This is a genomic window from Pseudomonas brassicacearum (assembly GCF_003732175.1).
Classification (GTDB): Bacteria; Pseudomonadota; Gammaproteobacteria; order Pseudomonadales; family Pseudomonadaceae; genus Aquipseudomonas; species Aquipseudomonas brassicacearum_G.
On the sequence record NZ_MOBI01000016.1, the window covers coordinates 48,888 to 72,657 of the forward strand.

Here is a 23,770-nt window from a genome sequence, read left to right on the forward strand (position 1 = left end):
CGCGATGGCCATTGGTACGCTTAGAGCTCGGCAGCCAGTCGCGACCCCTGATTGATCGCACGCTTGGCATCCAGCTCGGCCGCTACATCCGCGCCACCAATCAAATGCACATTCTGCCCGGCAGCTACCAGGCCGTCGTGCAATTCGCGCAACGGATCCTGCCCGGCGCAGATCACGATGTTGTCTACCGGCAGTACTTGCGGCTCACCGGTTTCACCGATGCGGATGTGCAGGCCTTCGTCATCGATCTTCAGGTACTCGACGCTGTTGAGCATCTGTACGTGCTTGTTCTTCAGCCCCGTGCGGTGAATCCAGCCGGTGGTTTTGCCCAAACCGTCGCCGACCTTGGATTTCTTGCGCTGCAACAGGAACACCTGACGTGCCGGCGCGTGAGGTTCGGCCTTGATCCCGGCGACACCACCACGGGCCTCAAGGTGAGTATCGATGCCCCACTCTTTCCAGAACGCTTCGCGGTCCTGGCTGGTGGCGACGCCTTGATGCACGAGGAACTCCGAGACGTCAAAACCGATACCGCCGGCGCCAATCACCGCAACGTTCTTGCCGACCGGCTTGCGCTCGAGGATCACGTCCAGGTAGCTCAGCACCTTGGCATTCTCGACACCCGGAATCGCCGGCACACGCGGCGCGATACCGGTGGCCAGAATCACCTCGTCATAACCGCCGTCCACCAGCTGCGCGACATCGACCCGCGTATTCAGGCATACCTCGACATTCGTGGCCTGCAACTTGCGCTTGAAGTAGCGCAGGGTTTCAAAGAACTCTTCCTTGCCCGGCACACGCTTGGCGACGTTGAACTGGCCACCGATTTCGCTGGCAGAATCGAACAGTGTCACTTGATGGCCACGCTCGGCAGCCACGGTGGCTGCAGACAAACCCGCGGGACCTGCGCCCACCACGGCAATTTTCTTGATCTGCTGCACTGGCAGGTAGTTGAGCTCGGTTTCATGGCACGCCCGCGGGTTCACCAGGCACGAGGTCAATTTGCCGCCGAAGGTGTGGTCCAGGCAGGCCTGGTTGCAACCGATGCAGGTGTTGATTTCATCAGCGCGACCGGCGGCGGCCTTGTTAACGAACTCCGGGTCGGCGAGGAACGGCCGTGCCATCGACACCATATCGGCATCGCCTTCGGCGAGGATCTGCTCGGCGACTTCCGGGGTGTTGATGCGGTTGGTGGTGATCAGCGGAATACCTACCTCCCCGCGCAACTTCGCCGTGACCTTACTGAAGGCTGCACGTGGAACCTTGGTGGCAATGGTCGGAATCCGCGCTTCGTGCCAGCCGATCCCGGTGTTGATAATGGTCGCGCCGGCCCGTTCAATGGCCTTGGCCAACTGAACGATTTCTTCCCAGGTGCTGCCGCCCTCCACCAGGTCGAGCATCGACAGGCGAAAGATGATGATGAAATTCGGGCCGACCGCTTCGCGTACGCGGCGAACGATTTCCACCGGCAGGCGCATACGGTTTTCATAGCTGCCGCCCCAGCGATCGGTGCGATGGTTGGTGTGGGCTGCGAGGAACTGGTTAATGAAATAACCTTCCGAGCCCATGATCTCGACACCGTCGTACTCGGCTTTTTGCGCCAGGGTCGAACAGGTGACGAAGTCGCTGATCTGCTTCTCGATGCCTTCCTCGTCCAGCTCCTTGGGCTTGAACGGGTTGATCGGTGCCTGGATCGCACTCGGCGCGACCTGTTTCGGGCTGTAGGCATAACGCCCGGCGTGCAGAATCTGCATGCAAATCTTGCCACCTGCCTCATGCACGGCACGGGTGACGACCTGGTGCTTGAGCGCCTCATCGAGAGTGGTCAGCTTGGCGGCGCCGGAGTAAACCCCGCCCTCATCGTTCGGACCAATACCGCCTGTCACCATCAGGCCAACGCCACCGCGAGCACGTTCGGCGAAGTACGCCGCCATGCGCTCAAAACCGCCAGGCTTCTCCTCAAGGCCAGTGTGCATCGAGCCCATCAGGGTGCGGTTGCGCAGCGTGGTAAAACCCAGGTCCAGCGGGGCCAGCAGGTGCGGGTAATGAGCGGCAGTCATCGGTAGCTCCACAACGAACAATCACGAAAATAGTGCGGGAGCTCTTTGGCACCCATCGGTCATGTGCCACAGACTAAGAGCAGGCCTGTCATCGCTCAATGACCGTAACTGACAACTTATTGATCCAAACGCGCAGCACCTCTTGGCATTCATCAGCATGGGGCCTACCCTAGTCGGCGAATCCTGCACCAGGCCGCTGACTGTTTCCCCATGCGCAAACTTCTTTATCTGACCGCTTCCATGGCGTTTGTCGCCGTCATCGCCGCGTACGCGATGTGGACCGATGATCGTCCGGTTGGCCATTATCTCTCGGACCTGCGCATCAACCTCGCCGTTAACCAAGGCGTTCCTGCCGATCGCGGCAACTTGCTGGGCATCCAGCCCGAATTGTTCCCCACCGATTATCAAAGCCCCGAGCACCTGCACCGCAAGCTCGCGGCCTATCTGCAGCAGGCTCGCGAACAAGGCCTGCTGAACGAAAAGACCATCGTCGTTCTGCCGGAACACATCGGTACCTGGCTGATGGTCAGCGGCGAGAAAGACGAGCTGTATCAAGCCAGCACGCTGGACGAAGCCATGAACTGGCTGGCAGTGAGCAATCCCCTGAGCTTTTTGCGCGCGTTGATCAGCGCCAAGGGCGACAGCCGCCTGGATGACGCGCACCTGCGCATGAAAGCCAAGAGCATGGCCAGGCAGTACCAGGCGCTGTTCGGTGGGCTTGCCAACGAGTTCGACATCACCCTGGTGGCGGGCAGCATCGTGCTACCCGAACCCAGTGTCAGCGACGGCACACTGAAAATCGGTCGTGGTGCGCTGTACAACAGCAGCCTGGTGTTCGGTCGCGATGGCTTGCCGATCGGCCAACCGCAGCGCCAGCTGAGCCCGGCCTTCGATCAACGGGGCTTCATCCAGCCCAGCACCGATCAAATGATCAATGTCATCGACACCCCGGCCGGACGCCTGGGCGTATTGATCGGCAACGACAGCTGGTACCCGGACAACTATCGCAAACTCAACGATCAGGGCGCTCAACTGATCGCCGTGCCGGCCTTTGTCATCGGCCGAAATACCTGGGACAAACCCTGGCGCGGTGACAAAGGCTCATCGACCCCGAGCGAAATCGGCCCCCAGCCCGGCTCGCTCAGCGAAGGCCAGGCCTGGCATCGCCTGACGTTGACCAGTCAGCGCCCGGTCAGTCAGGCCAGTGCTGGTGTCAGCGTGTTCCTGCGTGGACAATTCTGGGATCAGGGCAGCGCCGGCCAGAGCTTTCTCAGCAGCAACGGCCAACACTTCGCCGACCGCGAAGCCCGCGGCGCACGTTTGCTCAATATCTGGTTGTAAGTGATGAAACCACAGCCGATGCGTCTCGGAGATCTGTCGGTCGGCTTCGTCCATAGCCTGGCTGACGCAGTGTCCAGCCACGGCCTGGACCCGCAGCCGCTGCTGGAACAATACGGACTCGACTCGGCCCGGTTAGCCGAAGCCGGCGCGCGGCTGTCGATCCCGCGCTACATGCGCCTGGGCCACGCGGCCATTCAACTGACAGGCGATCCGGCGCTGGGTCTGCGTATGGGCCAACTGAGCCGCCTCAGCCAGGTCGGGCTGGCCGGCGTCACTGCCGCTCAGGCGCCAACCGTGCGCGAAGCGGCGCGTTGCCTGATTCGCTTCGAGGCCTTGTACGGCTCCAATTACCGCGGCCAGTCGAGTTTCCATGAAGATGCCCAGGGCGCATGGCTACGGTTCTATTCCATCAGCCCGTACAACGCCTATAACCGCTTTGTGGTGGATTCGATCATCGCCAGCTGGTTGCAGCAGTTATCCAGCGTGAGCCGCCAGCCGCTGCACGCCGAACGCATCGACATCGAGTTCGCCGAGCCGGATTACCGCGAGCGCTACGCACTGCTGGGTGATTGTCCAATCCAGTTTGGTGCCGAGCACAACCAACTAAGGCTGAGTCAGGCCAGCCTGGCACTGCGCAACCCCGAGCACTGTCCGAGTACCTGGCGTCTATTGCTCAAGCTGTGTGAGCGCGAACTGGAGCAATTGACCCGCACCCGCAGCCTGCGTGAACGCATCACTCAGTTGCTGGGGCCGTTGCTCAATGGAGGTCGCGAACCCGACCTGGAAGAAGTGGCGGCACGCCTGAAGCTGCCGACCTGGACCTTGCGTCGCAAGCTCGCCGAAGAGGGTACGCAATTTCGCGCCATTCTCAACGACACTCGCCGCGATCTGGCCATGACCTACATCCGTGACACGGAACTGGCCTTTGGCGAGATCGCCTACCTGCTAGGGTTTGCCTCGGCCGAAGCCTTTCAGCGCGCCTTCAAACGCTGGAACAACCAGACACCTGGCGAGTTCCGTCGCAGTCACAGGCAATCAGCCTGACGGCTCCTGCAGCTGCTTTGTTACAACTCGGTGGCGTCTTCGGCTGGTTCCAGAGGGTCCAGTTCAAACGCCTGGTATTCAAGCAGCTCTTCTTGATAATCGTCCATTGAGATGTCCTTTTGAGTCGAGTTAAACCGTTATACCAATGACCTTCGCCCTCAGCATAAAGTGCCCGCATGAAAGAAAAATGACGCGGGCACAGCACAACGTTCCTGCTAGTAAAACGTAGCAGGCACTCAAGAATTTATCACGGGATACTATGAATAAAAGCTGAAGAAAATCAGCCTCTGGCAGTGCAGATGCGTCTGAAGAAACACTGCAGGATCAGCCATTGACCCCACAGTGCTCGACCTCAGATTACTTGCCGGACGATGGCAGTGCCGGAATTGGCTCGGTCGGCGCCGGCAACGAACTCGGATTCGCCGGTGGCGTGACGACTTCAGACACCGGTGTCGGCTCGGCATTGCTCGCAGGTTCAACCGACGCCGCAGGTGCCGATACGGCGGATATAGGCTCTATCGGCGCACTCTCCGCTGGCGCTGGTGCAGCCTTCGCCGGCTCGGCCGCCGCTGGCACGGCAGGCGCTGGAGTTGGCGCTGGCGTCGCTGCAGGCGTGGATGTTGGCGCTGCAGGGGCTGCCGTGGGTTCAGGCACACCCAGATCGGCCTTTGGCTTCTCGACGATATGCGCCTCTTTCTTCACCTCAGGCGGCAGGAACAGCTCGACCAGGGTGAAAAACCGCTCGTAGAACTTCCCGGAGGACACGGTTTCACTGGCGACCTTGACCATCGAATCATCGGAAGAACCAATCGGCATCGACACCGAGCCCAACACACCGACGCCGAGGCTGGCGGAGTTGTTGGTTTTCTTCAGCGCGTAACGGTCCTGCAAGGCATTGGCGAACATCGTCGCGTGATGCTTGCTGTCTTCGGCGCAGACCACGTTGAAGCTGATCTCCATATGCGTGTCGCCGGTCTGCTGAAAGCTCTTGTGACCGCTGACCAGTTTCGGGTCAGTGCTGGTGATGATGTAGCCCTGGCTCAACAACGCCCGACGGGCGGCCTCGCAGGAAGCGACATCGGTAACCGGGTATTTGCGCGAAAACGTCCCGGAATCATCGAAATTTTCATGCTCATAGATGGCCTGGTCCTTGGTACAACCGGCTGCTGCAGCCAGTACCAACGCCAGCCCGGCGGCACGCACATGGAATGATTTGAACATTGAACATCCTGAAGAAAACGATCCGGGGCCTATTGTGCAACAGATCACCCCGTAACGGCGTATGGATTAGTGTCTTGTAAGCGATACAAGTCTACTGACCATCGTTTACCGGAAAAAGTCGCAGCCACAAATGATTGATGAACACCCGTAATTTGGCCGCTGCGCGCTGACTGGATGACCAAAGAATTCAGTCAGCCGTTGAACCGCACAAAACAAAAGACCCCGGCCTTTCGGCCAGGGTCTTTGTTTACCACCAACGGGTCAGTCAGGCATCAGTAACGCTTGATGTCCGCCTGGCTCTCCAGCTGCTTGCGATAGGCCGCAAAGTCTTGCTGGCCAACGCGCGACGCGAGGAAGCGACGATACTGAGCCTTCTCTTCTTCAGAAGGCGCTGCGGCTTCGCTCACACCGTTCAGACGCACAATCACCAGACTACCGTCAGTCAGAGTCACGCTGCTGAAAGTCGGCTTGTCCTTGGCTGCAGGCTTGGGCATGCGGAACAACGCTTGCAGCACGGTTGGATCAACCCCTTCCTGAGCACGAGTTGCCGCGTGGGTGACTTTCCAGCTCTGGCTATCAAGCGGCGTCTTGCCATCACGCAGACTGGCAATCAGCTCATCAACCTTGGTCTTGGCAGCAGCACTGGCGTGCTCCTTGGTCAATTGCACGCGAATGCTCGCAGCGACGCTTTCCAGTGGCAGCTGTTCAGGCTTGCGATGCTCTTTGGCACGCAGCACCACAACAGTTTCCGGATCCAGCTCGATGCCGGTGCTGTTCGCACCTTCATCCAGAACTTCCGGGCTGAACGCAGCAGTGACCACGGCACGGTTGGCCGCGATACCTTCGCCACCTTCACGGCCAAACGGTGCAGACGTGTGGACGGTCAGTTTCAGGTCCGCAGCTGGTTGAGCCAGGTCGGAGGCTTCGAACGCGGCATCTTCCAACTGCTTGGTCGCATCCACAAAACGCTGCTCGACCTGTTGGGTTTTCAGTTCCTTGGTCAGCTTGTCTTTCAGGCTGGCGAAGCTTGGCACTTGCGGTGCTTCAACGCCCAACAGCTTGATCAAGTGGAAACCGAATTCAGTGCGCACCGGCGCCGACACCTGGTCCTTGCCCAGCGCATACAGTGCTTTCTCAAAGACCGGGTCGTAAACGCCCGGGCCAGCGTAACCGAGGTCACCGCCGTTGGCAGCCGAACCTGGATCCTGCGAGAACTCCTTGGCCAGGGCCTCGAAGCTTTCACCTTTGGCCAGACGCGCCTGAATCTCTTCGATCTTCGCCTTGGCTTGCGCCTCGTTCACCTTGTCATTCACTTCGATCAGAATGTGCGCAGCCCGGCGCTGTTCGGCCAGGTTCGCGGTTTCTTTCTGATACAGCGCTTGCAGGTCTTCGTCCTTGACGGCGACCTGATCGAAGAAGGAAGCCTTCTTCAACTCGAGGTAATCGATGACCACCTGATCAGGCGTCATGAACTCTTTGGCGTGTTCGTCGTAGTAAGCCTTGACCTCTTCATCAGTCAGCTTCACCGCCGCTGGATCTGCCTTGACGTTCAGGGTCGCGAAATCGCGGGTCTGTTTTTCCAGACGAGCGAAAGCCTGCACCTGTGCATCGGTGACGAAACCGCTACCTGCCAGACCGGCGCGCAACTGGCCGATCAGCATTTCCTGAGCCAGCATCTGGCGGAACTGCATACGGCTGTAGCCCAGCTGACGGATCACCTGGTCGAAACGCTCAGAACTGAACTTGCCGTCGACCTGGAATTCAGGCGTTTGCAGGATCACTTGGTCCAGTGCAGCTTCGGAGAAAGCGAATTTCGATTTTTCTGCGCCTTGCAGCAACAGTTTGCGGTCGATCAGCCCTTTCAAAGCAGCTTCGCGCAGCATTTTTTCATCAAGCAAGGATGCATCGAAATCCTTGCCCAGCTGTTGCATGAGTTGACGGCGTTGCATATCAACCGCCTGACTCAGCTCGTTCTGGCTGATTTCTTCACCATTCACCTTGGCCGCATCATTACGGTGGGTAGTGGCCTTGAAGATGGCGTCGAAACCGGTCAAAGCCATCAGTGCAACGATGACCCCGATAATGGTCTTGGCAATCCAGCCTTGTGAATTGTCCCTGATATTCTGCAGCATGCGTCCCCCAGAAACGGTTGAACTTCAAATTAGGCAACCGTGGAGCGTGGGTAGAATCCGGATAGAAGAAAGGCGCATCCGAGGATGCGCCTTCTCGTAACTGGCGGAGCGGACGGGACTCGAACCCGCGACCCCCGGCGTGACAGGCCGGTATTCTAACCGACTGAACTACCGCTCCGCTGCCAAGTCAGGAATGACCCCGACCCGGATAGGCAAAAAACCGAGTGAGGCTTAGTTAACAGCTTCTTTCAGTGCTTTACCGGCTTTGAAACCTGGTTTTTTGGCTGCTGCGATTTCCAGCGTCTTACCGGTCTGTGGGTTACGACCAATGCGAGCTGGACGATCAGTAACGGAGAAAGTACCGAAACCAACCAGAACAACAGAGTCGCCAGCCTTGAGAGCGCCAGTGACGGATTCGATTACAGCGTCCAGCGCGCGGCCAGCAGCAGCTTTCGGGATATCAGCGGATGCAGCGATAGCATCAATCAGTTCCGACTTGTTCACTCTAAGTCCCCTTATATCTATTTGAGATGATTCTAAGTTTTTTGGTGAAAGCAAAAACGAGTGCTGAATGGCCTACAGACACTTAAGAGCCGCTTTATAACAAGGGCTCTAAAAAGCTGTCAAGAAAGCCCCCCAGGCTAATACGTACTAGTGCGTGCTAATTCTTTCCTTAGAGTCAGACTCGCGTTTCTCATCCTTTGCAACTATCTCGGGAGCCACATCCGGCAAGGGCTCCGGCGCGTATTGCAGCGCAATTTGCAGGACCTCGTCAATCCATTTAACCGGTTTGATCTGAAGATCTTGCTTGATATTGTCAGGAATTTCCTTCAAATCGCGAACATTCTCTTCAGGAATGATCACTGTCTTGATCCCGCCACGGTGTGCCGCCAGCAGTTTTTCCTTAAGTCCACCGATCGCCAGAACCTGGCCGCGCAAGGTAATTTCGCCGGTCATGGCAACATCAGCGCGTACAGGAATCCCGGTCAATGCCGACACCAGTGCCGTACACATGCCTACACCCGCACTAGGACCGTCTTTGGGCGTCGCCCCTTCCGGCATGTGGATATGGGTGTCGCGCTTCTCGTGGAAGTCCAGCGGGATCCCCAGGCTTTTCGCGCGGCTGCGAACTACCGTCAATGCAGCAGTGATCGATTCGACCATCACATCGCCCAGCGAACCGGTCTTGATCAGTTGCCCTTTACCCGGCACCACCGCAGCTTCGATGGTCAGCAATTCGCCGCCCACCTGAGTCCAGGCCAGGCCAGTCACCTGCCCCACCTGATCCTGCTGCTCCGCCAGGCCGTAGCGGAATTTGCGCACGCCAAGGAAGTGCTCCAGCATCTCGGCCGTGACTTTCACCGAGAAGCGTTTTTCCATCGCATGCTCTTTGACCGTCTTGCGGCAAACCTTGGCAATCTGGCGCTCAAGCCCACGCACACCGGCTTCCCGGGTGTAGTAACGAATGATGTCGCGGATCGCCTCGGCGTCGAATTCCAGCTCGCCTTTTTTCAGGCCATTAGCCTGAATCTGCTTGGGCGAAAGGTATTTGACAGCGATGTTGATCTTCTCGTCTTCGGTGTAGCCCGGCAAACGAATCACTTCCATCCGATCGAGCAGCGCCGGTGGAATGTTCATCGAGTTCGAGGTGCAAAGGAACATCACATCGGACAGGTCGTAGTCGACTTCCAGATAGTGATCGTTGAAATTGTGGTTTTGCTCAGGATCGAGCACTTCCAGCAAAGCCGATGCCGGATCGCCACGCATGTCGCTGCCCATCTTGTCGATTTCATCGAGCAGGAACAGCGGGTTGCGCACGCCCACCTTTGTCATCTTTTGTATCAATCTTCCTGGCATCGAACCGATATAAGTCCGGCGATGACCACGAATTTCCGCCTCATCGCGCACGCCGCCGAGGGCCATGCGTACAAATTTGCGGTTTGTCGCGTGAGCAATCGATTCCGCCAGAGAGGTTTTACCCACACCAGGAGGACCGACCAGGCACAACACCGGACCGCGGATTTTCTTCACGCGTTTTTGTACGGCGAGGTATTCGAGAATCCGCTCTTTGACTTCTTCCAGACCATAATGGTCGGCATCAAGAATGTCTTCTGCGCGCGCAAGATCCAGACGAACCTTGCTTTGCGCCTTCCACGGCACCTGAACCAGCCAGTCGAGGTAGGAGCGCACCACGGTCGCTTCAGCAGACATCGGTGACATTTGCTTGAGCTTGTTCAGCTCAGCCTGGGCCTTGATCAGCGCGTCCTTTGGCAAGCCTGCGGCATCGATGCGCTTTTTCAGCTCTTCGACTTCGTTATGGCCTTCTTCGCTATCGCCCAGTTCTTTCTGAATGGCCTTCATCTGCTCATTCAGGTAGTACTCGCGCTGGCTGCGCTCCATTTGCTTTTTGACGCGGCCACGAATGCGTTTTTCGACTTGCAGCAGATCGATCTCGGCGTCCAGCAATGCCAGAACGTGCTCGACCCGGGCCGACAAATCGATGATTTCGAGGATTTCCTGCTTCTGCTCGATCTTCAGCGCCATGTGCGCGGCCATGGTATCGACCAGGCGGCTTGGCTCATCGATGCTATTGAGCGACGACAGGACCTCAGCCGGGACCTTCTTGCCCAGCTGAACGTATTGTTCAAATTGAGACAGCAAGCTGCGAACAAACACTTCCGATTCGCGCTCGGGAGCGTCGACTTCGTCAATCAACGAAACCTCGGCACGGCAATGGCCGTCGACTTCGCTGAAACGCTCGACCGCGCCACGCTGCTCGCCCTCAACCAGCACTTTGACCGTGCCGTCAGGCAGCTTGAGCAGTTGCAGAACCGTTGCGATCGTACCGACACGATAAAGTGCGTCTTCACCGGGATCGTCGTCGGCAGGGTTTCTCTGGGCCAGCAGAAGGATCTGCTTGTCGCCCGTCATCGCCGCCTCGAGGGCTTCGATAGATTTCTCGCGCCCCACGAACAGCGGGATAACCATGTGCGGATAAACCACAACATCACGCAATGGCAGGAGAGGCAATTCGATGGTTGTCTTCATGATTTCGCCTCTACGGCGGCCATAAGGCCGGAAACAGATGGAAGTAAGCTTGAAACCAAGATGGGGGCTGCTTTCGAAAAAAACAAGCTGATTAAAAGACCGCGGTAAAGATCGTCCAAACGCGGCCCAAACCTTCGGCAGCTCCTGCAAAAGCAAAGGGGCCCGAAGGCCCCTTCTTTTAATCCGGCAGTGCGACGCTTACGCGTCTGGCGCTGCCTTGGCAGCCGGCTCACTGTTTTCATAGATATACAGTGGCTTGGACTTGCCTTCTATAACGCTTTCATCGATCACTACTTTACTCACCTCGGACTGCGAGGGGATTTCATACATAGTGTCGAGCAGCACACCTTCGAGAATCGAACGCAATCCACGAGCACCGGTTTTGCGTTCCAGTGCGCGCTTGGCGACCGATTTCAGTGCATCGGCCCGGAACTCCAGGTCTACGCCTTCCATCTCGAACAGCTTGGCATACTGTTTGGTCAGAGCATTTTTCGGCTCGGTGAGGATCTGCATCAGCGCAGCCTCGTCGAGCTCGTCCAGCGTTGCAAGAACCGGCAGACGACCGACGAATTCCGGGATCAGACCGAACTTGACCAGATCGTCAGGTTCGACTTCACGCAGGGACTCACCCACCTTCTTGCCTTCTTCCTTGCTGCGAACTTCTGCGTTGAAACCAATGCCGCCACGGGTGGAACGGTTTTGAATAACCTTTTCCAGACCGGAGAACGCACCGCCGCAGATGAACAGGATGTTACGGGTGTCGACCTGAAGGAATTCCTGCTGCGGGTGCTTGCGACCACCTTGAGGCGGAACGGAAGCGACCGTACCTTCGATCAGCTTGAGCAGGGCCTGCTGCACGCCTTCACCGGAAACGTCCCGGGTGATGGACGGATTGTCAGACTTGCGCGAAATCTTGTCGATTTCATCGATGTAGACAATGCCCATTTGAGCTTTTTCTACGTCGTAATCGCACTTCTGCAACAGTTTCTGAATGATGTTTTCAACGTCTTCACCCACGTAACCCGCCTCGGTGAGGGTGGTTGCGTCAGCGATAGTGAAAGGCACATTCAGCAAACGGGCCAGTGTTTCAGCAAGCAGGGTTTTACCCGAGCCTGTAGGGCCGATCAGCAAGATGTTGCTTTTGCCGAGTTCGACATCGTCATTCTTTTTGTCACGCTGGTTGAGGCGCTTGTAGTGGTTGTACACCGCTACGGCCAAAACCTTTTTCGCACGCTCCTGACCAATCACGTACTGATCAAGGATGCCGCTGATTTCTTTAGGCGAAGGCAATTTATGCGCGCTGCTTTCGGCCTGTGCTTCCTGCACCTCCTCGCGGATGATGTCGTTGCACAGGTCGACGCACTCGTCGCAGATAAAGACCGAGGGGCCGGCAATCAATTTGCGCACTTCATGCTGGCTTTTGCCACAGAAGGAGCAATAGAGCAGCTTGCCGTTGTCCTCGCCGTTGCGGGTGTCAGTCATTCGATCGATCCAAATCCGATAGGCTTGCAACACAAGATGAAGGCAATTGCGGGCTTTTTCAAGCCCGCTGGTGGCCAGTTAAACCAACCACCTGCATTTGAGCTGCTTAGGCGGGCATTTTACGCTTGTCGATCACCGAGTCGATCAGGCCGTATTCAGCCGCACGCTCTGCGCTCATGAAATTGTCACGCTCGGTGTCGCGCTCAATGGTTTCGAGGCTTTGACCGGTGTGATGAGCCAACAACGAGTTCAGGCGCGAACGAATATGGAGGATTTCCTTGGCATGGATGTCGATGTCCGACGCCTGACCCTGGAAACCGCCCAATGGCTGGTGAATCATCATGCGCGAATTCGGCAGGCAGTAACGCTTGCCCGCAGCACCACCGGCAAGCAGGAAAGCACCCATGCTGCAGGCCTGACCGATACAGGTGGTGGAAACGTCAGGTTTGATGAACTGCATGGTGTCGTAGATCGACATGCCCGCAGTCACCGAACCGCCTGGTGAGTTGATGTAAAGATGGATGTCCTTGTCCGGATTTTCCGCTTCAAGGAACAGCAGTTGCGCGGCGACCAGGTTGGCCATGTAGTCTTCTACCGGGCCGACAAGGAAGATCACTCGTTCCTTGAGGAGGCGCGAGTAGATGTCATAGGCACGTTCGCCACGGGCGGACTGCTCGATAACCATCGGGACCAGACCACCTGCGGCCTGGATGTCAGAGCTCTGCTGATAATAAGAATTGCGGGACATGTCTCGCAGTCACTCCCAAATAGTTATGTCTTGAATACGCATAAGCCAGCTCGAAAGCTGGCTTATGGTGTGTGCTTCTAACGCAAAAACAATCAGTCGGCTTGTGGAGCTTCTACCGGCTTGACCGCTTCTTCGTAAGAGACCGATTTATCGGTCACGCTAGCTTTCTGAAGAACAGTATCCACAACTTGCTCTTCCAGCACAACCGAACGGACTTCGTTCAGTTGCTGGTCGTTCTTGTAGTACCAGGACACGACTTGCTCAGGCTCCTGATAAGCCGAAGCCATTTCCTGAATCAGCTCGCGAACGCGGGTTTCGTCAGGCTTGAGGTCGTATTGCTTGACCACTTCAGCCACCACCAGACCCAACACTACGCGACGCTTGGCTTGCTCTTCGAACAGCTCCGCCGGCAGTTGGTCAGGCTTGATGTTGCCACCGAACTGCTGAACAGCCTGAACGCGCAGACGATCAACTTCGTTGGACAGCAGGGCCTTTGGCACTTCGATCGGGTTGGCGGCCAGCAGACCGTCCATTACCTGATTCTTGACCTTGGATTTGATCGCCTGACGCAGCTCGCGCTCCATGTTCTTACGAACTTCGGTGCGGAAACCGTCGATACCAGACTCTTTGATACCGAACTGAGCGAAGAATTCTTCGGTCAACTCAGGCAGTTTCGGCTCGGAAACAGTGTTCACGGTTACGGTGAACTCGGCTGCCTTGTTAGCCAGGTCGAGGTTCTGATAGTTCTCAGGGAAGGTCAGGTTCAGAACGCGCTCTTCGCCCGCTTTAGCACCAACCAGGCCTTCTTCGAAGCCAGGGATCATGCGGCCGGAACCCAGAACCAGCTGAGTACCCTTGGCGGAACCACCGGCGAACACTTCACCGTCAACCTTGCCAACGAAATCGATGTTCAGTTGGTCTTCGTTCTGAGCGGCACGATCGGCAATTTCAAAACGAACGTTCTGCTTGCGCAGGATTTCCAGCATTTTGTCCAGATCGGCGTCCGCCACGTCAGCGCTCAGGCGCTCGACAGCGATGGATTCGAAACCGGCAACGGTGAACTCGGGGAACACTTCGAACGTTGCAACGAATTCCAGATCCTTGCCCTTCTCCAGGACTTTAGGCTCTACCGAAGGAGCGCCAGCCGGGTTCAGCTTTTGCTCGACAATTGCTTCGTAGAAAGAAGCCTGGATCACATCGCCTACAGCTTCCTGACGCGCATCAGCTTCATAACGCTGACGGATCACGCTCATTGGCACTTTGCCAGGACGGAAGCCTGCAATCTTGGCCTTTTGGGCAGTCTGTTGCAGACGCTTGTTGACTTGAGTCTCAATGCGCTCAGCTGGCACGGTGATGCTCATGCGGCGCTCTAGAGCAGAAGTATTTTCAACAGAAACTTGCATGGATATTCCTCGTTGCACAGACGTTAGCCGGCCGTTTCCGACCACAGAATCAAGGGCATGCATTCTAGTGGGTCAAACTCAAGAAGTCACCCTACTGAAAACGGGTAAAAACGCAGCAGGCAATTTATAGGTGCGAATGCACGAATGCACCTCGCCCCGGAGGCAAATACAGCCAATCACGCCAGGGCTCTGCGCCAACCCTTCTATATATAGAAGGAGCGCCAATTATCTCCCCGGCAGCCGGCCTTGCGAGCAAGCCCGGCGGGCAATGCGGCATCATCAAGCAACATGAATACGACGAAACGCCCTGCCCTGGCGACCCGGAACCTGCAGTCGCTGAACATACAAACGCTGAAACAAAAAAGGCGCCAGACTGTTAAATCTGGCGCCTTTCGAAATATGGGGTGGACGATGGGGATCGAACCCACGACAACGGGAGTCACAATCCCGTGCTCTACCAACTGAGCTACGCCCACCATATTGCGTAACAAAGAAGCCAAACAACTTCTTTGCTGAACTCCAACTCGGCCAATGACCTGACTGAAGCTTTAATTGGTGCGGATGAAGAGACTCGAACTCTTACGCCTCGCGGCGCTGGAACCTAAATCCAGTGTGTCTACCAATTCCACCACATCCGCGGTTCAATACTGTTAAAGCAAAGGCGCCAGACGGTTAAATCTGGCGCCTTTCGAAATATGGGGTGGACGATGGGGATCGAACCCACGACAACGGGAGTCACAATCCCGTGCTCTACCAACTGAGCTACGCCCACCATATCGCGTTACTTGTGCCAAAGCTGCCTAATGGCGCACCCGGCAGGACTCGAACCTGCGACCATCCGCTTAGAAGGCGGATGCTCTATCCAGCTGAGCTACGGGCGCCTTATTAGCTGTACCCTTGAAGGACTACAAACTAAGTGCTTTTCAGCCTTGCAGAACCGTAATTCCACTTGACCTTCTTAACCAGTGCTAGGCTGTGCCCGACAAGTGCGACGAATAGTATAGGCCCCCCTGGAAACCGTCAAATCCTTTTTGAAAAAAATTCATTTAATTAAAGGGCTTAGGGGAATTTGCAGACCAAGCGCCTTTGCCCTCACGTTCTGACATGCGAGAATGCGTTCTCTTTTCTTCCCCCTCTCGATGGTTAATCACGCGCAATGACTGCACAACTAATCGACGGCAAATCGATCGCCGCCAGCCTGCGCCAGCAGATCGCCAAACGTGTTGCCGAGCGTCGCCAGCAAGGTCTGCGCACGCCCGGCCTCGCGGTGATCCTGGTCGGCAGCGATCCCGCCTCTCAGGTTTATGTCTCGCACAAGCGTAAAGACTGTGAAGAGGTCGGCTTCCTCTCCCAAGCCTATGACCTGCCCTCCGACACCACCCAGCAGGCCCTGACCGAACTGATCGACCGTCTTAATGACGACCCGAACATCGACGGCGTGTTGCTGCAACTGCCTCTGCCTGAGCACCTGGACGCGTCCAAACTGCTGGAGCGCATTCGTCCGGACAAAGACGTGGATGGTTTCCATCCTTATAACGTCGGCCGCCTGGCACAACGCATCCCTCTGCTGCGCCCCTGCACACCTAAAGGCATCATGACCTTGCTGGAAAGCACAGGCGCAGATCTTTACGGGATGAATGCAGTGGTTGTCGGCGCTTCCAATATCGTCGGTCGTCCGATGGCGATGGAATTGCTGCTGGCCGGTTGCACCGTAACCGTGACCCACCGTTTCACCAAGGATCTGGCCGGCCACGTCGGTCGCGCCGACCTGGTTGTAGTCGCCGCAGGCAAACCTGGCCTGGTCAAAGGTGAGTGGATCAAGGAAGGCGCCATCGTCATCGACGTCGGCATCAACCGCCAGGAAGACGGCAAGCTGGTAGGCGATGTGGTTTATGAAACCGCCCTGCCCCGCGCTGGCTGGATCACACCAGTACCCGGCGGTGTCGGCCCGATGACTCGCGCCTGCCTGCTGGAGAACACGCTGTACGCAGCGGAAACCCTGCACGGCTGATTCAAGCTACACCCGCAAGCACAAACCAGAACCCCGCCAATTGGCGGGGTTCTTTGTTTGATGCCAACAAGCCGTTTCGTCATACGCCAAAGCAACCCCATTACTTACCTCCCGAGCATCGGCGAAGCCACTGAATCAGACCGTTACAGAACCGATACACCCTAAAATATTTTTCATCTGAAGCACCTCTACAGCAGGCGTATAGCGCTTTCCTAGCACATACTCATAAAATGTTACGTTTCTCCCAGAAAGCCCGTTGCAGAACGGCATATTCATACCTTACCGAGTCCGCCCGCGTGAAAATCCGTCTATCCATCCTGAGCCTATTTTTTGTACTTACAGGCCCTCTTGTCACCTCAAACGTCTACGCACGTGACACCACCGCGGCACCTCGAGACACCTCACAACTGCGCATCGCCTCCGGCAGTGCGATGGTGATCGATCTGCAAACCGACAAAGTCATCTATGCCAGCAATCCGGACGTGATCGTGCCGATCGCCTCGGTGACCAAATTGATGACCGGGCTGATCGTGCTGGACGCCAAGCAGAACATGGACGAATACATTTCCGTTACGATCAGCGAAACCCCGGAAATGAAAGGTGTGTTCTCCAGGGTCAAACTCAATAGCGAACTGTCGCGCAGGGAAATGCTGCAGATTGCACTCATGTCCTCGGAAAATCGCGCTGCCGCGAGCCTGGCCCACCACTACCCAGGCGGTTACGCAGCTTTTATCGCCGCAATGAACGCCAAAGCCAGGGCGCTGGGCATGACCAGCACCCATTACGTCGAACCGACCGGCCTGTCAGTCCACAACGTTTCCACGGCCCGCGACCTGAGCAAACTGCTCCAGGCTGCACGCAAATACCCGATGCTGAGTGAACTGAGCACGACCAAGGAAAAAACCGTGACGTTCCGCAGACCCAGCTACTCCTTGGGCTTTCACAACACCGACCACCTGATCAACAAGGCCGACTGGGACATCAGGCTGACCAAGACCGGCTTTACCAACCAGGCTGGCCACTGCCTGGTATTGGTGACGAGCATGGGTAATCGCCCGGTTTCGCTGGTGATTCTCGATGCCTTCGGCAAGTACACCCACTTCGCCGACGCTGCACGGATTCGTCAATGGGTTGAAACCGGCAGGAGCACCTCTGTGCCGAGTGTTGCCCTGCAATACAAAGCCGAGAAAAATCTGCAACATCGCCAAGGTAGCGGCATGGCGCAGACCGGCAAATAAGCGCACGAAAAAAGGCCCGCGACGTGAATCGGGGCCTTTATCGATGACGGCGCCTCAAGGCGCCGTTTTTTTTCGGTTCGATTAATGGGCCGCCAGTGCTTTGGTTGCCTTGGTTGCTGCCTGCTCCTGTCCCGCCCGAGCCAGATCGTCAGCAGCCTTGAGCCAGCGCTGCGAGTCAACCTTGGCCGGAATCTGGGTCGGCCCCTGAATCAACACCGCCCACCCGCCAGCATTTTCGAACGCGGACTCGAACGACGTGAAGCTCATCAGCAACCGGCGGTCCATTCCGGAACGCAGCAGCACCGTCTGCTTGTGACGGTTGTAGCCGGCGAGAATCGCGTACCTCGGCTCTTTCCAGAATGCCGAGCCCTCACTGAAGCGCAGCAGCACCGGGTAACCCGCCGCGACCTGGGTCAACAGCGCCGGCAGATTGCTGTCCAGCGGATACACGACCATCCCGTATTCACGCGCCAGGTTCTGCATGTTTTGCTGCAACTGCGCCTCGGCGCCCGGCAAATGCAGCGGCTTGTCGAGCAGCCCTGGGGTAATCACGATGCCTTGCTGGGAAAGCATGCTGGCCAGCGATTGCGGCCCGCTTTGGTAGGCTTCGCCACGGTAAAACGGCATTCCACTGAGCTCGACGCGCTCAGGCAGACGCTGGATTTCAGGTTGTACGCTCCCGGCACAACCGGCCAGGCTCAAGACGCAGGCCGCGGCCAGCACGGCGCAGCGGAATCGGGAAAGTACCGGCAACATCATCACTCACTTGTTCAGGCGCCGGGCAATCGGTCTCCCGGCTTCGCCCATGATCATAGCAGCGGTATAGCCTTTAACGGCAGTCGCGTGCAGCTGATAGAGCGAACTGGTTGGAGACTCACCACTATCGGTCAATTGCCTGCAACACATCAGCGACTAGACTGACCCTTGCACAGAGTGTGTGCCCGAAGCAGGGCAAAGAGGAGGCACTGAATGAGCCTGACAATGATAATACTGATGCTGATCGGTGGCTGGCTGGCCGTTGCCGCCGCGATGCTGTGGGGTGTGTTGCGCATTACCCGCAGACACCAGCATGCCTATATTCCACCTGCGGCACCCGGCAAAGTCGAGAAACCTGCCCGGCACCACGCTACAGCGCACTGATCGATTCGGTTTAAATCCCCCACAAATCAAAACGGCCGCCTGCACGCTTTTACGCGCAGACGACCGTTGCATTTTTACCTTACCGCTTACGCTTGCGCAGCGATCCGCTTCTCCCGGGCCCGGCGTGACAGCATGTTCAGACCTTCAATCGTTGCCGAGAATGCCATGGCCGCATAGATGTAGCCTTTCGGTACGTGGGCGCCAAAGCCTTCGGCGATCAGGGTCATGCCGATCATGATCAGGAAGCCCAGGGCCAGCATCACCACCGTCGGGTTGTCATTGATGAATTTGGCCAGAGGCTCGGCCGCCAGCAACATCACCATCACCGACACCAGCACCGCGATGATCATGATCGGTAAATGCTCGGTCATGCCGACAGCGGTAATGATGCTGTCGATGGAGAACACCAGGTCAAGCATCAGAATCTGACCGATTGCCGCGGCAAAACCCAGTGTCACGCCAGACGTTTTCGACGTTGGATCCTCGGCTGGCGGATCCATGCTGTGATGGATTTCAGTGGTCGCCTTCCACAACAGGAACAGACCACCGGCGATCAGGATCATGTCTTTCCACGAGAACGCGTGGTTGAACAGTTCAATCACCGGCTCGGTCAACTGCACGATGAACGCAATGGTGCTCAGCAAGCCCAGACGCAGGACCAAGGCCATGCTGATACCGATGCGGCGTGCCTTGGCACGGTGCTGCACGGGCAGCTTGTTGGTCAGGATCGAGATGAAGATCAGGTTGTCGATGCCGAGCACGATTTCCATCACGATCAACGTAGCCAGGGCGACCCAGGCTGTAGGGCTTGCTGCAAGTTGTAAAAGATAGTCCATGGGTCAGTCCTGACTCGGTGTTAGACGGATTAGATTTCCTGCGACGAACCGGGTGTTTTCTCGCTGTCGTCAGCAGGTTTTTCCTTGTGGCCAACAATGTTCCCGGTGGCATCACTCAGCGCTTGTTCTGCCGCCTTATGCGTATCGTCGATCGCCTGCCTGGCGGTTTCGGCCGCTTTGCCCATCAATTGCTGGGCGCTTTTTTCGGCCTGGTCACAGCCCGTCAGCAACAGTGCAGAGAGGGCCAGCAACGAAGCGGCGGCCAGGGAGTTGAGTTTCATCATGCTTTCCTCGATAGAGCGGACTCGGCCAAGGGAGTGGCCCGTCGATAGCGAGGCATTCTAAGGAGGCAAACACTTCAGGAAAATTCGTATTTTTAGCAGCTATACTTCGGTTTTTACGAATCGGCAAAGCGCATGCTCAATTATCGGCAATTGCATTACTTCTGGGTCGTGGCCAAAACCGGCAGCATCGTGCGTGCGTGCGAGCAATTGAACCTGACTCCGCAGACCATCAGCGGGCAGATCAGTCTGCTCGAACAAACCTATGGGATAGAGCTGTTTCAACGGGTTGGCCGGCAACTTGAACTGACCGAGGCCGGACGGCAGACACTGCCTTACGCCGAGCAGATGTTTCAGCTGGGTGGCGAACTGGAGGCCATGCTCCGGGCGCAGCCCAACGAGCAACAGATTCTGTTTCGGGTGGGTGTCGCCGACGTGGTGCCCAAATCCATCGTCTATCGCCTGATTGCACCGACCATGGAGCTGACTGAGCCGCTACGCATCACCTGTCGCGAGGACAAACTGGAACGCTTGCTGGCCGATCTGGCCATTCAGCGGCTGGACCTGGTGATCTCCGACAGCCCGATGCCGTCGCACCTGGACATCAAGGGCTACAGCCAGAAGCTCGGCGAATGCGGCATCAGTTTTTTTGCCACCAAGGCGCTTGCACAACGCTATGGCAAAGACTTCCCGCGTTGCCTGCACGGCGCGCCCCTGCTGATTCCAGGACAGGAAACCGTGGTGCGCAGCCGCTTGCAGCGCTGGTTCGCCGAACAGCAGATTCAGCCACGCATTGTCGGTGAGTTTGATGACAGTGCCTTGATGCAGGCGTTCGGCCAATCCGGCAGCGGGATTTTCATCGGCCCGAGCGTGATTGCCGACGAGGTGAGACGCCAGTACGGCGTCGAGTTGATCGGGCAGACAGATGCGGTGACCGAGTCGTTTTACGCGATCTCGGTAGAGCGCAAGGTCAAGCACCCCGGCATTGTCGCGATTACCGAAGGTGCCCGACGCGAGCTGTTTACCGCGCTTTGAAGCCTCAGGCGCAGACGGCCGGGGCTTTGACCTTCATCAACAACAATGCCAATACAATCGACACCAGGATAAAACCGGCCGCCGCAAATCCCAGGCTACCCAGGCCCAAGGTGTCGATCACGTGCCCGCCGACCATCGCCCCCAAGCCAATCCCCAGATTGGCCCCGGCGATGTTCAGCGACGCGGCAAAGGCTGGCGCCTGCGGGGCGGCTTTCATCAAGCGCACGTGACTGACCAGGAATAACGCGGCCTGAGTCACGCCCCAGATACCCATCGCCGCGGCCAGTCCCAGCGTCGAATGGATACTCGGCACCAGAGCCACCATGCCGCCGATCATGAAGCCACAGAACACCATCGACGCGATCAACGGATGGCGATCGACCATGCGCCCGCCCAGCGAGTTACCGATCAGCCCGACCGCACCAAAGCCCATCAGGCACCAGCCGACCACGGTGCCGTTGAAACCGGCGAGCCGCTCAAGGATGTCGGCCAGGTAGGTGTAGGCCGTAAACATCCCGCTGAAAACCAGAATCGACAACAGCACATGCCCTTGCATCAGCGGGCGACGCAGAATCTTGAACTGTGAACGCAAGCTCACCTGCTGGTTGTGCAGGTTGGTTTTCGGCAAATAGATAAACAGCAGCAGCGCCTTGGCAAAGGCAATGACCGCGAGAATGCCGAACGCCGTGCGCCAGCCGAACGCATCGGAAATCAATGTACCGACGGGAATCCCGAACACGGTCGCGCAGACAATCCCGAAACCGATCTTGGCAATCGCCCGCCCGGCATAGTCCGGCCCGACGATGTCCACTGCCGTTTCACTGGCCAGCGCCCAGAACACCGGCAAACCCAGCGCCGGTATCAGCCGCGCGACAGCCATCACACCGATATTCGGCGCCATCGCCGCCAGGGTATTCGCCAGTCCGAACATGATCAGCACGCTGATAAACAGACGCCGACGTTCAAAACGCGCGAAATACGCGGTCAAGAAGGGGCCGAAGGCGGCAACGGTAAACGCAAACAAGGTCACCAGCAGTCCCGCCTGGGAAACGCTGACGTCGAGGTCGCGAGCAATCGACGGTAACAGACCGACAATGATGAACTCTGTGGTCAGCACGGTGAAACCGGCGGCTGACAACAACAGGATGGGCAACAGCATGGGGTAACTCCAGAAAACGACAACGCCAGCGACAGCCCAAGGGCTCACTGAGGGGAGATGAAAAAGTGGATGGCGAAGCTTAACAGAGTGTGTCCGACAGCGCTGGCACGAACCTGACATATCCGCTTAAACACTCGGGTGGCAGATCGTCACAGGTCCGAAGGATCACGCCTACGCTGTGATAAAGTCCGCGCCCGCAAAAAATTCAACCTTGCTCATCCGCCACCGCAGGTGACGCAATGTGCGCTTGCCCGGTCAGCCTGCCCGTTTGTTGCTCACCGGGTTTCTCGATTCACGGCACCTTAAAAAAAACAGAGATACCGCTATGACTGCTGCTCCGCCTACTCTTTTGCAAAGACTCAAACACATCAGCCTTGTCACGCAAATCGTCATTGGCCTGATCGCTGGTATTGCCTTGGCACTGTTTGCGCCTGAGGTGGCGAAATCCACCGCGTTTATCGGCAAAGTGTTTGTCTCGGCACTGAAAGCCGTCGCACCGGTTCTGGTATTCGTGCTGGTGATGGCCTCGATCGCCAACCACAAACACGGTCAGGAAACCCACATCAAGCCGATTCTGTTCCTGTATCTGCTGGGCACCTTTGCCGCAGCCGTGGTCGCAGTGGTGGCCAGCAGCCTGTTCCCATCAAGCCTGGTGCTGTCCACCCACGACGTGGCGATCAGCGCGCCCGGTGGAATCTCCGAGGTCTTGCAAAGCCTGCTGCTGAGCGTGGTCGACAACCCGATCAGCGCGCTGATGAATGCCAATTTCATCGGCATTCTGGCGTGGGCAATCGGCATGGGCATTGCCATCCGTCATGCCGGCGAAACCACCCGCACCGTACTCGGCGACCTGTCCAACGGCGTCACGGTGATCGTGCGCCTGGTGATTCGTTTTGCTCCGCTGGGGATCTTCGGCCTGGTCGCCTCCACGCTGGCCACCTCGGGCTTCGGCGCGCTGATCGGCTACATGCATCTGCTGGCCGTATTGCTGGGTTGCATGCTGTTCGTGGCGCTGGTGATGAACCCGGCCATCGTGTTCTGGAAACTGCGCCGCAACCCTTACCCGCTGGTGCTGACCTGCCTGCGGGAAAGCGGAATCACCGCGTTCTTCACCCGCAGTTCGGCGGCGAACATTCCGGTCAACCTGGAACTGAGCAAGCGCTTGGGCCTGCATGAAGACACCTACTCGGTATCGATTCCGCTGGGTGCGACCATCAACATGGCCGGTGCGGCGATCACCATCACAGTGCTGACACTCGCGGCCGTGCACACGCTGGGGATTGCCGTGGACATCCCGACAGCCGTGTTGCTCAGCGTCGTCGCGGCGATCTGTGCCTGCGGCGCTTCGGGTGTGGCCGGTGGTTCGCTGCTGTTGATTCCGCTGGCGTGCAGCCTGTTTGGCATTCCGAGCGAGATCGCCATGCAAGTGGTGGCGGTCGGCTTCATCATCGGCGTGCTGCAGGACTCGGCGGAAACCGCACTGAACTCCTCCACTGACGTGCTGTTTACTGCTGCGGCGTGTTTGGCTCAGGAAGAGAAAACCGTACAAGCCGCCTAACAAACCGCCCTTACAAAAAAACCCGCCAAGGTT

The 23,770-nt window shown here is 57.5% G+C and carries 19 protein-coding genes and 5 tRNA genes; 7 read left to right on the forward strand and 17 right to left on the reverse strand.

The features are described 5' to 3' along the window. Positions 1-20 precede the first annotated feature (20 nt). A complete protein-coding gene (locus tag BK658_RS14710) occupies positions 21-2,060 on the reverse strand; it encodes an NADPH-dependent 2,4-dienoyl-CoA reductase (RefSeq protein WP_123582908.1) in 2,040 nt (679 codons plus the stop codon). Positions 2,061-2,270: 210 nt separating this feature from the next. Here BK658_RS14710 and BK658_RS14715 point away from each other — a divergent pair, with 210 nt between their 5' ends. Continuing rightward, complete coding sequence (locus BK658_RS14715; RefSeq protein ID WP_123582909.1) at positions 2,271-3,401, forward strand: nitrilase-related carbon-nitrogen hydrolase; 1,131 nt, start codon at positions 2,271-2,273, stop codon at positions 3,399-3,401. 3 nt (positions 3,402-3,404) lie between these two features. Beyond that, positions 3,405-4,445 carry an AraC family transcriptional regulator gene (locus BK658_RS14720; protein ID WP_123582910.1) on the forward strand — a complete coding sequence of 347 codons (1,041 nt, stop codon included), beginning with the start codon at positions 3,405-3,407 and terminating at the stop codon, positions 4,443-4,445. A 357-nt stretch (positions 4,446-4,802) separates the two neighbouring features. Here BK658_RS14720 and BK658_RS14725 read toward each other — a convergent pair whose 3' ends face one another. The 12 genes from BK658_RS14725 to BK658_RS14785 all read right to left on the reverse strand — a co-directional run bounded on the left by BK658_RS14725 (position 4,803) and on the right by BK658_RS14785 (position 15,360). Beyond that, complete coding sequence (locus tag BK658_RS14725) at positions 4,803-5,666, reverse strand: DUF2242 domain-containing protein (RefSeq protein WP_123582911.1); 864 nt, start codon at positions 5,664-5,666, stop codon at positions 4,803-4,805. Between the two features lie 272 nt (positions 5,667-5,938). After that, the gene (locus BK658_RS14735; RefSeq protein WP_123582912.1) at positions 5,939-7,798 is read right to left on the reverse strand and encodes a SurA N-terminal domain-containing protein; all 1,860 of its coding nucleotides are present in this window, start codon (positions 7,796-7,798) and stop codon (positions 5,939-5,941) included. 101 nt (positions 7,799-7,899) lie between these two features. Further along, positions 7,900-7,976: transfer RNA gene (locus tag BK658_RS14740), tRNA-Asp, on the reverse strand. A 53-nt stretch (positions 7,977-8,029) separates the two neighbouring features. Beyond that, positions 8,030-8,302: an HU family DNA-binding protein gene (locus tag BK658_RS14745; RefSeq protein WP_002552737.1), complete on the reverse strand. Its 273-nt coding sequence runs from the start codon at positions 8,300-8,302 to the stop codon at positions 8,030-8,032. A 147-nt stretch (positions 8,303-8,449) separates the two neighbouring features. After that, a complete protein-coding gene (gene lon, locus BK658_RS14750; RefSeq protein WP_019692756.1) occupies positions 8,450-10,846 on the reverse strand; it encodes an endopeptidase La in 2,397 nt (798 codons plus the stop codon). 198 nt (positions 10,847-11,044) lie between these two features. Then, positions 11,045-12,328 (reverse strand): ATP-dependent Clp protease ATP-binding subunit ClpX, encoded by a 1,284-nt coding sequence (gene clpX / locus BK658_RS14755; protein ID WP_054596541.1) that lies wholly within the window; start codon positions 12,326-12,328, stop codon positions 11,045-11,047. Positions 12,329-12,434: 106 nt separating this feature from the next. Beyond that, complete coding sequence (gene clpP, locus BK658_RS14760) at positions 12,435-13,076, reverse strand: ATP-dependent Clp endopeptidase proteolytic subunit ClpP (protein ID WP_019692758.1); 642 nt, start codon at positions 13,074-13,076, stop codon at positions 12,435-12,437. 92 nt (positions 13,077-13,168) lie between these two features. Continuing rightward, positions 13,169-14,479, reverse strand: coding sequence for a trigger factor (gene tig / locus BK658_RS14765; RefSeq protein WP_103316154.1), 1,311 nt, complete (start codon positions 14,477-14,479; stop codon positions 13,169-13,171). Between the two features lie 400 nt (positions 14,480-14,879). Then, positions 14,880-14,955, reverse strand: a tRNA-His gene (locus tag BK658_RS14770). A 77-nt stretch (positions 14,956-15,032) separates the two neighbouring features. Next, a tRNA-Leu gene (locus BK658_RS14775) sits at positions 15,033-15,117 on the reverse strand. A 58-nt stretch (positions 15,118-15,175) separates the two neighbouring features. Then, positions 15,176-15,251 (reverse strand) — tRNA-His (locus BK658_RS14780). Between the two features lie 32 nt (positions 15,252-15,283). Beyond that, positions 15,284-15,360: transfer RNA gene (locus BK658_RS14785), tRNA-Arg, on the reverse strand. 275 nt (positions 15,361-15,635) lie between these two features. On the opposite strand from BK658_RS14785, the gene folD reads away from it, so the two are divergent. Together folD and pbpG are read left to right on the forward strand one after the other, a co-directional pair. Then, positions 15,636-16,490, forward strand: coding sequence for a bifunctional methylenetetrahydrofolate dehydrogenase/methenyltetrahydrofolate cyclohydrolase FolD (gene folD, locus BK658_RS14790; protein WP_123582913.1), 855 nt, complete (start codon positions 15,636-15,638; stop codon positions 16,488-16,490). A 296-nt stretch (positions 16,491-16,786) separates the two neighbouring features. Continuing rightward, entirely contained in the window at positions 16,787-17,728 is a 942-nt protein-coding gene (gene pbpG / locus BK658_RS14795) for a D-alanyl-D-alanine endopeptidase (RefSeq protein WP_123582914.1), read from the forward strand. An 81-nt stretch (positions 17,729-17,809) separates the two neighbouring features. Here pbpG and BK658_RS14800 read toward each other — a convergent pair whose 3' ends face one another. Next, the gene (locus tag BK658_RS14800; protein ID WP_259740085.1) at positions 17,810-18,484 is read right to left on the reverse strand and encodes a peptidase C39 family protein; all 675 of its coding nucleotides are present in this window, start codon (positions 18,482-18,484) and stop codon (positions 17,810-17,812) included. A 213-nt stretch (positions 18,485-18,697) separates the two neighbouring features. On the opposite strand from BK658_RS14800, the gene BK658_RS29980 reads away from it, so the two are divergent. After that, positions 18,698-18,868, forward strand: coding sequence for a hypothetical protein (locus BK658_RS29980; protein WP_185019833.1), 171 nt, complete (start codon positions 18,698-18,700; stop codon positions 18,866-18,868). A gap of 86 nt (positions 18,869-18,954) precedes the next feature. Here BK658_RS29980 and BK658_RS14805 read toward each other — a convergent pair whose 3' ends face one another. Continuing rightward, entirely contained in the window at positions 18,955-19,704 is a 750-nt protein-coding gene (locus tag BK658_RS14805; protein WP_123582916.1) for a TerC family protein, read from the reverse strand. 29 nt (positions 19,705-19,733) lie between these two features. Then, positions 19,734-19,985, reverse strand: a complete 252-nt coding sequence (locus BK658_RS14810) for a hypothetical protein (RefSeq protein ID WP_123582917.1) — start codon at positions 19,983-19,985, stop codon at positions 19,734-19,736. Positions 19,986-20,120: 135 nt separating this feature from the next. Here BK658_RS14810 and nhaR point away from each other — a divergent pair, with 135 nt between their 5' ends. After that, positions 20,121-21,020 carry a transcriptional activator NhaR gene (gene nhaR, locus BK658_RS14815; RefSeq protein ID WP_123582918.1) on the forward strand — a complete coding sequence of 300 codons (900 nt, stop codon included), beginning with the start codon at positions 20,121-20,123 and terminating at the stop codon, positions 21,018-21,020. A gap of 4 nt (positions 21,021-21,024) precedes the next feature. On the opposite strand, the gene BK658_RS14820 is transcribed toward nhaR, so the two are convergent. Continuing rightward, positions 21,025-22,179: an MFS transporter gene (locus BK658_RS14820; protein ID WP_123582919.1), complete on the reverse strand. Its 1,155-nt coding sequence runs from the start codon at positions 22,177-22,179 to the stop codon at positions 21,025-21,027. A 325-nt stretch (positions 22,180-22,504) separates the two neighbouring features. Here BK658_RS14820 and sstT point away from each other — a divergent pair, with 325 nt between their 5' ends. Beyond that, positions 22,505-23,737 (forward strand): serine/threonine transporter SstT, encoded by a 1,233-nt coding sequence (gene sstT / locus BK658_RS14825; protein WP_123582920.1) that lies wholly within the window; start codon positions 22,505-22,507, stop codon positions 23,735-23,737. The last annotated feature ends 33 nt before the right edge of the window (positions 23,738-23,770 follow it).

Bases quoted from the DNA above. Each gene is read 5' to 3' on its own strand.
- BK658_RS14735 (WP_123582912.1), bottom strand. From the start codon at position 7,798: ATGCTGCAGAATATCAGGGACAATTCACAAGGCTGGATTGCCAAGACC.
- BK658_RS14800 (WP_259740085.1), bottom strand. From the start codon at position 18,484: ATGTTGCCGGTACTTTCCCGATTCCGCTGCGCCGTGCTGGCCGCGGCC.
- BK658_RS14710 (WP_123582908.1), bottom strand. From the start codon at position 2,060: ATGACTGCCGCTCATTACCCGCACCTGCTGGCCCCGCTGGACCTGGGT.
- lon (WP_019692756.1), bottom strand. From the start codon at position 10,846: ATGAAGACAACCATCGAATTGCCTCTCCTGCCATTGCGTGATGTTGTG.
- clpX (WP_054596541.1), bottom strand. From the start codon at position 12,328: ATGACTGACACCCGCAACGGCGAGGACAACGGCAAGCTGCTCTATTGC.
- folD (WP_123582913.1), top strand. From the start codon at position 15,636: ATGACTGCACAACTAATCGACGGCAAATCGATCGCCGCCAGCCTGCGC.
- BK658_RS14720 (WP_123582910.1), top strand. From the start codon at position 3,405: ATGAAACCACAGCCGATGCGTCTCGGAGATCTGTCGGTCGGCTTCGTC.
- clpP (WP_019692758.1), bottom strand. From the start codon at position 13,076: ATGTCCCGCAATTCTTATTATCAGCAGAGCTCTGACATCCAGGCCGCA.
- BK658_RS14820 (WP_123582919.1), bottom strand. From the start codon at position 22,179: ATGCTGTTGCCCATCCTGTTGTTGTCAGCCGCCGGTTTCACCGTGCTG.
- BK658_RS14725 (WP_123582911.1), bottom strand. From the start codon at position 5,666: ATGTTCAAATCATTCCATGTGCGTGCCGCCGGGCTGGCGTTGGTACTG.
- BK658_RS14805 (WP_123582916.1), bottom strand. From the start codon at position 19,704: ATGGACTATCTTTTACAACTTGCAGCAAGCCCTACAGCCTGGGTCGCC.
- BK658_RS29980 (WP_185019833.1), top strand. From the start codon at position 18,698: ATGAGCCTGACAATGATAATACTGATGCTGATCGGTGGCTGGCTGGCC.
- BK658_RS14810 (WP_123582917.1), bottom strand. From the start codon at position 19,985: ATGAAACTCAACTCCCTGGCCGCCGCTTCGTTGCTGGCCCTCTCTGCA.
- sstT (WP_123582920.1), top strand. From the start codon at position 22,505: ATGACTGCTGCTCCGCCTACTCTTTTGCAAAGACTCAAACACATCAGC.
- nhaR (WP_123582918.1), top strand. From the start codon at position 20,121: ATGCTCAATTATCGGCAATTGCATTACTTCTGGGTCGTGGCCAAAACC.
- BK658_RS14715 (WP_123582909.1), top strand. From the start codon at position 2,271: ATGCGCAAACTTCTTTATCTGACCGCTTCCATGGCGTTTGTCGCCGTC.
- tig (WP_103316154.1), bottom strand. From the start codon at position 14,479: ATGCAAGTTTCTGTTGAAAATACTTCTGCTCTAGAGCGCCGCATGAGC.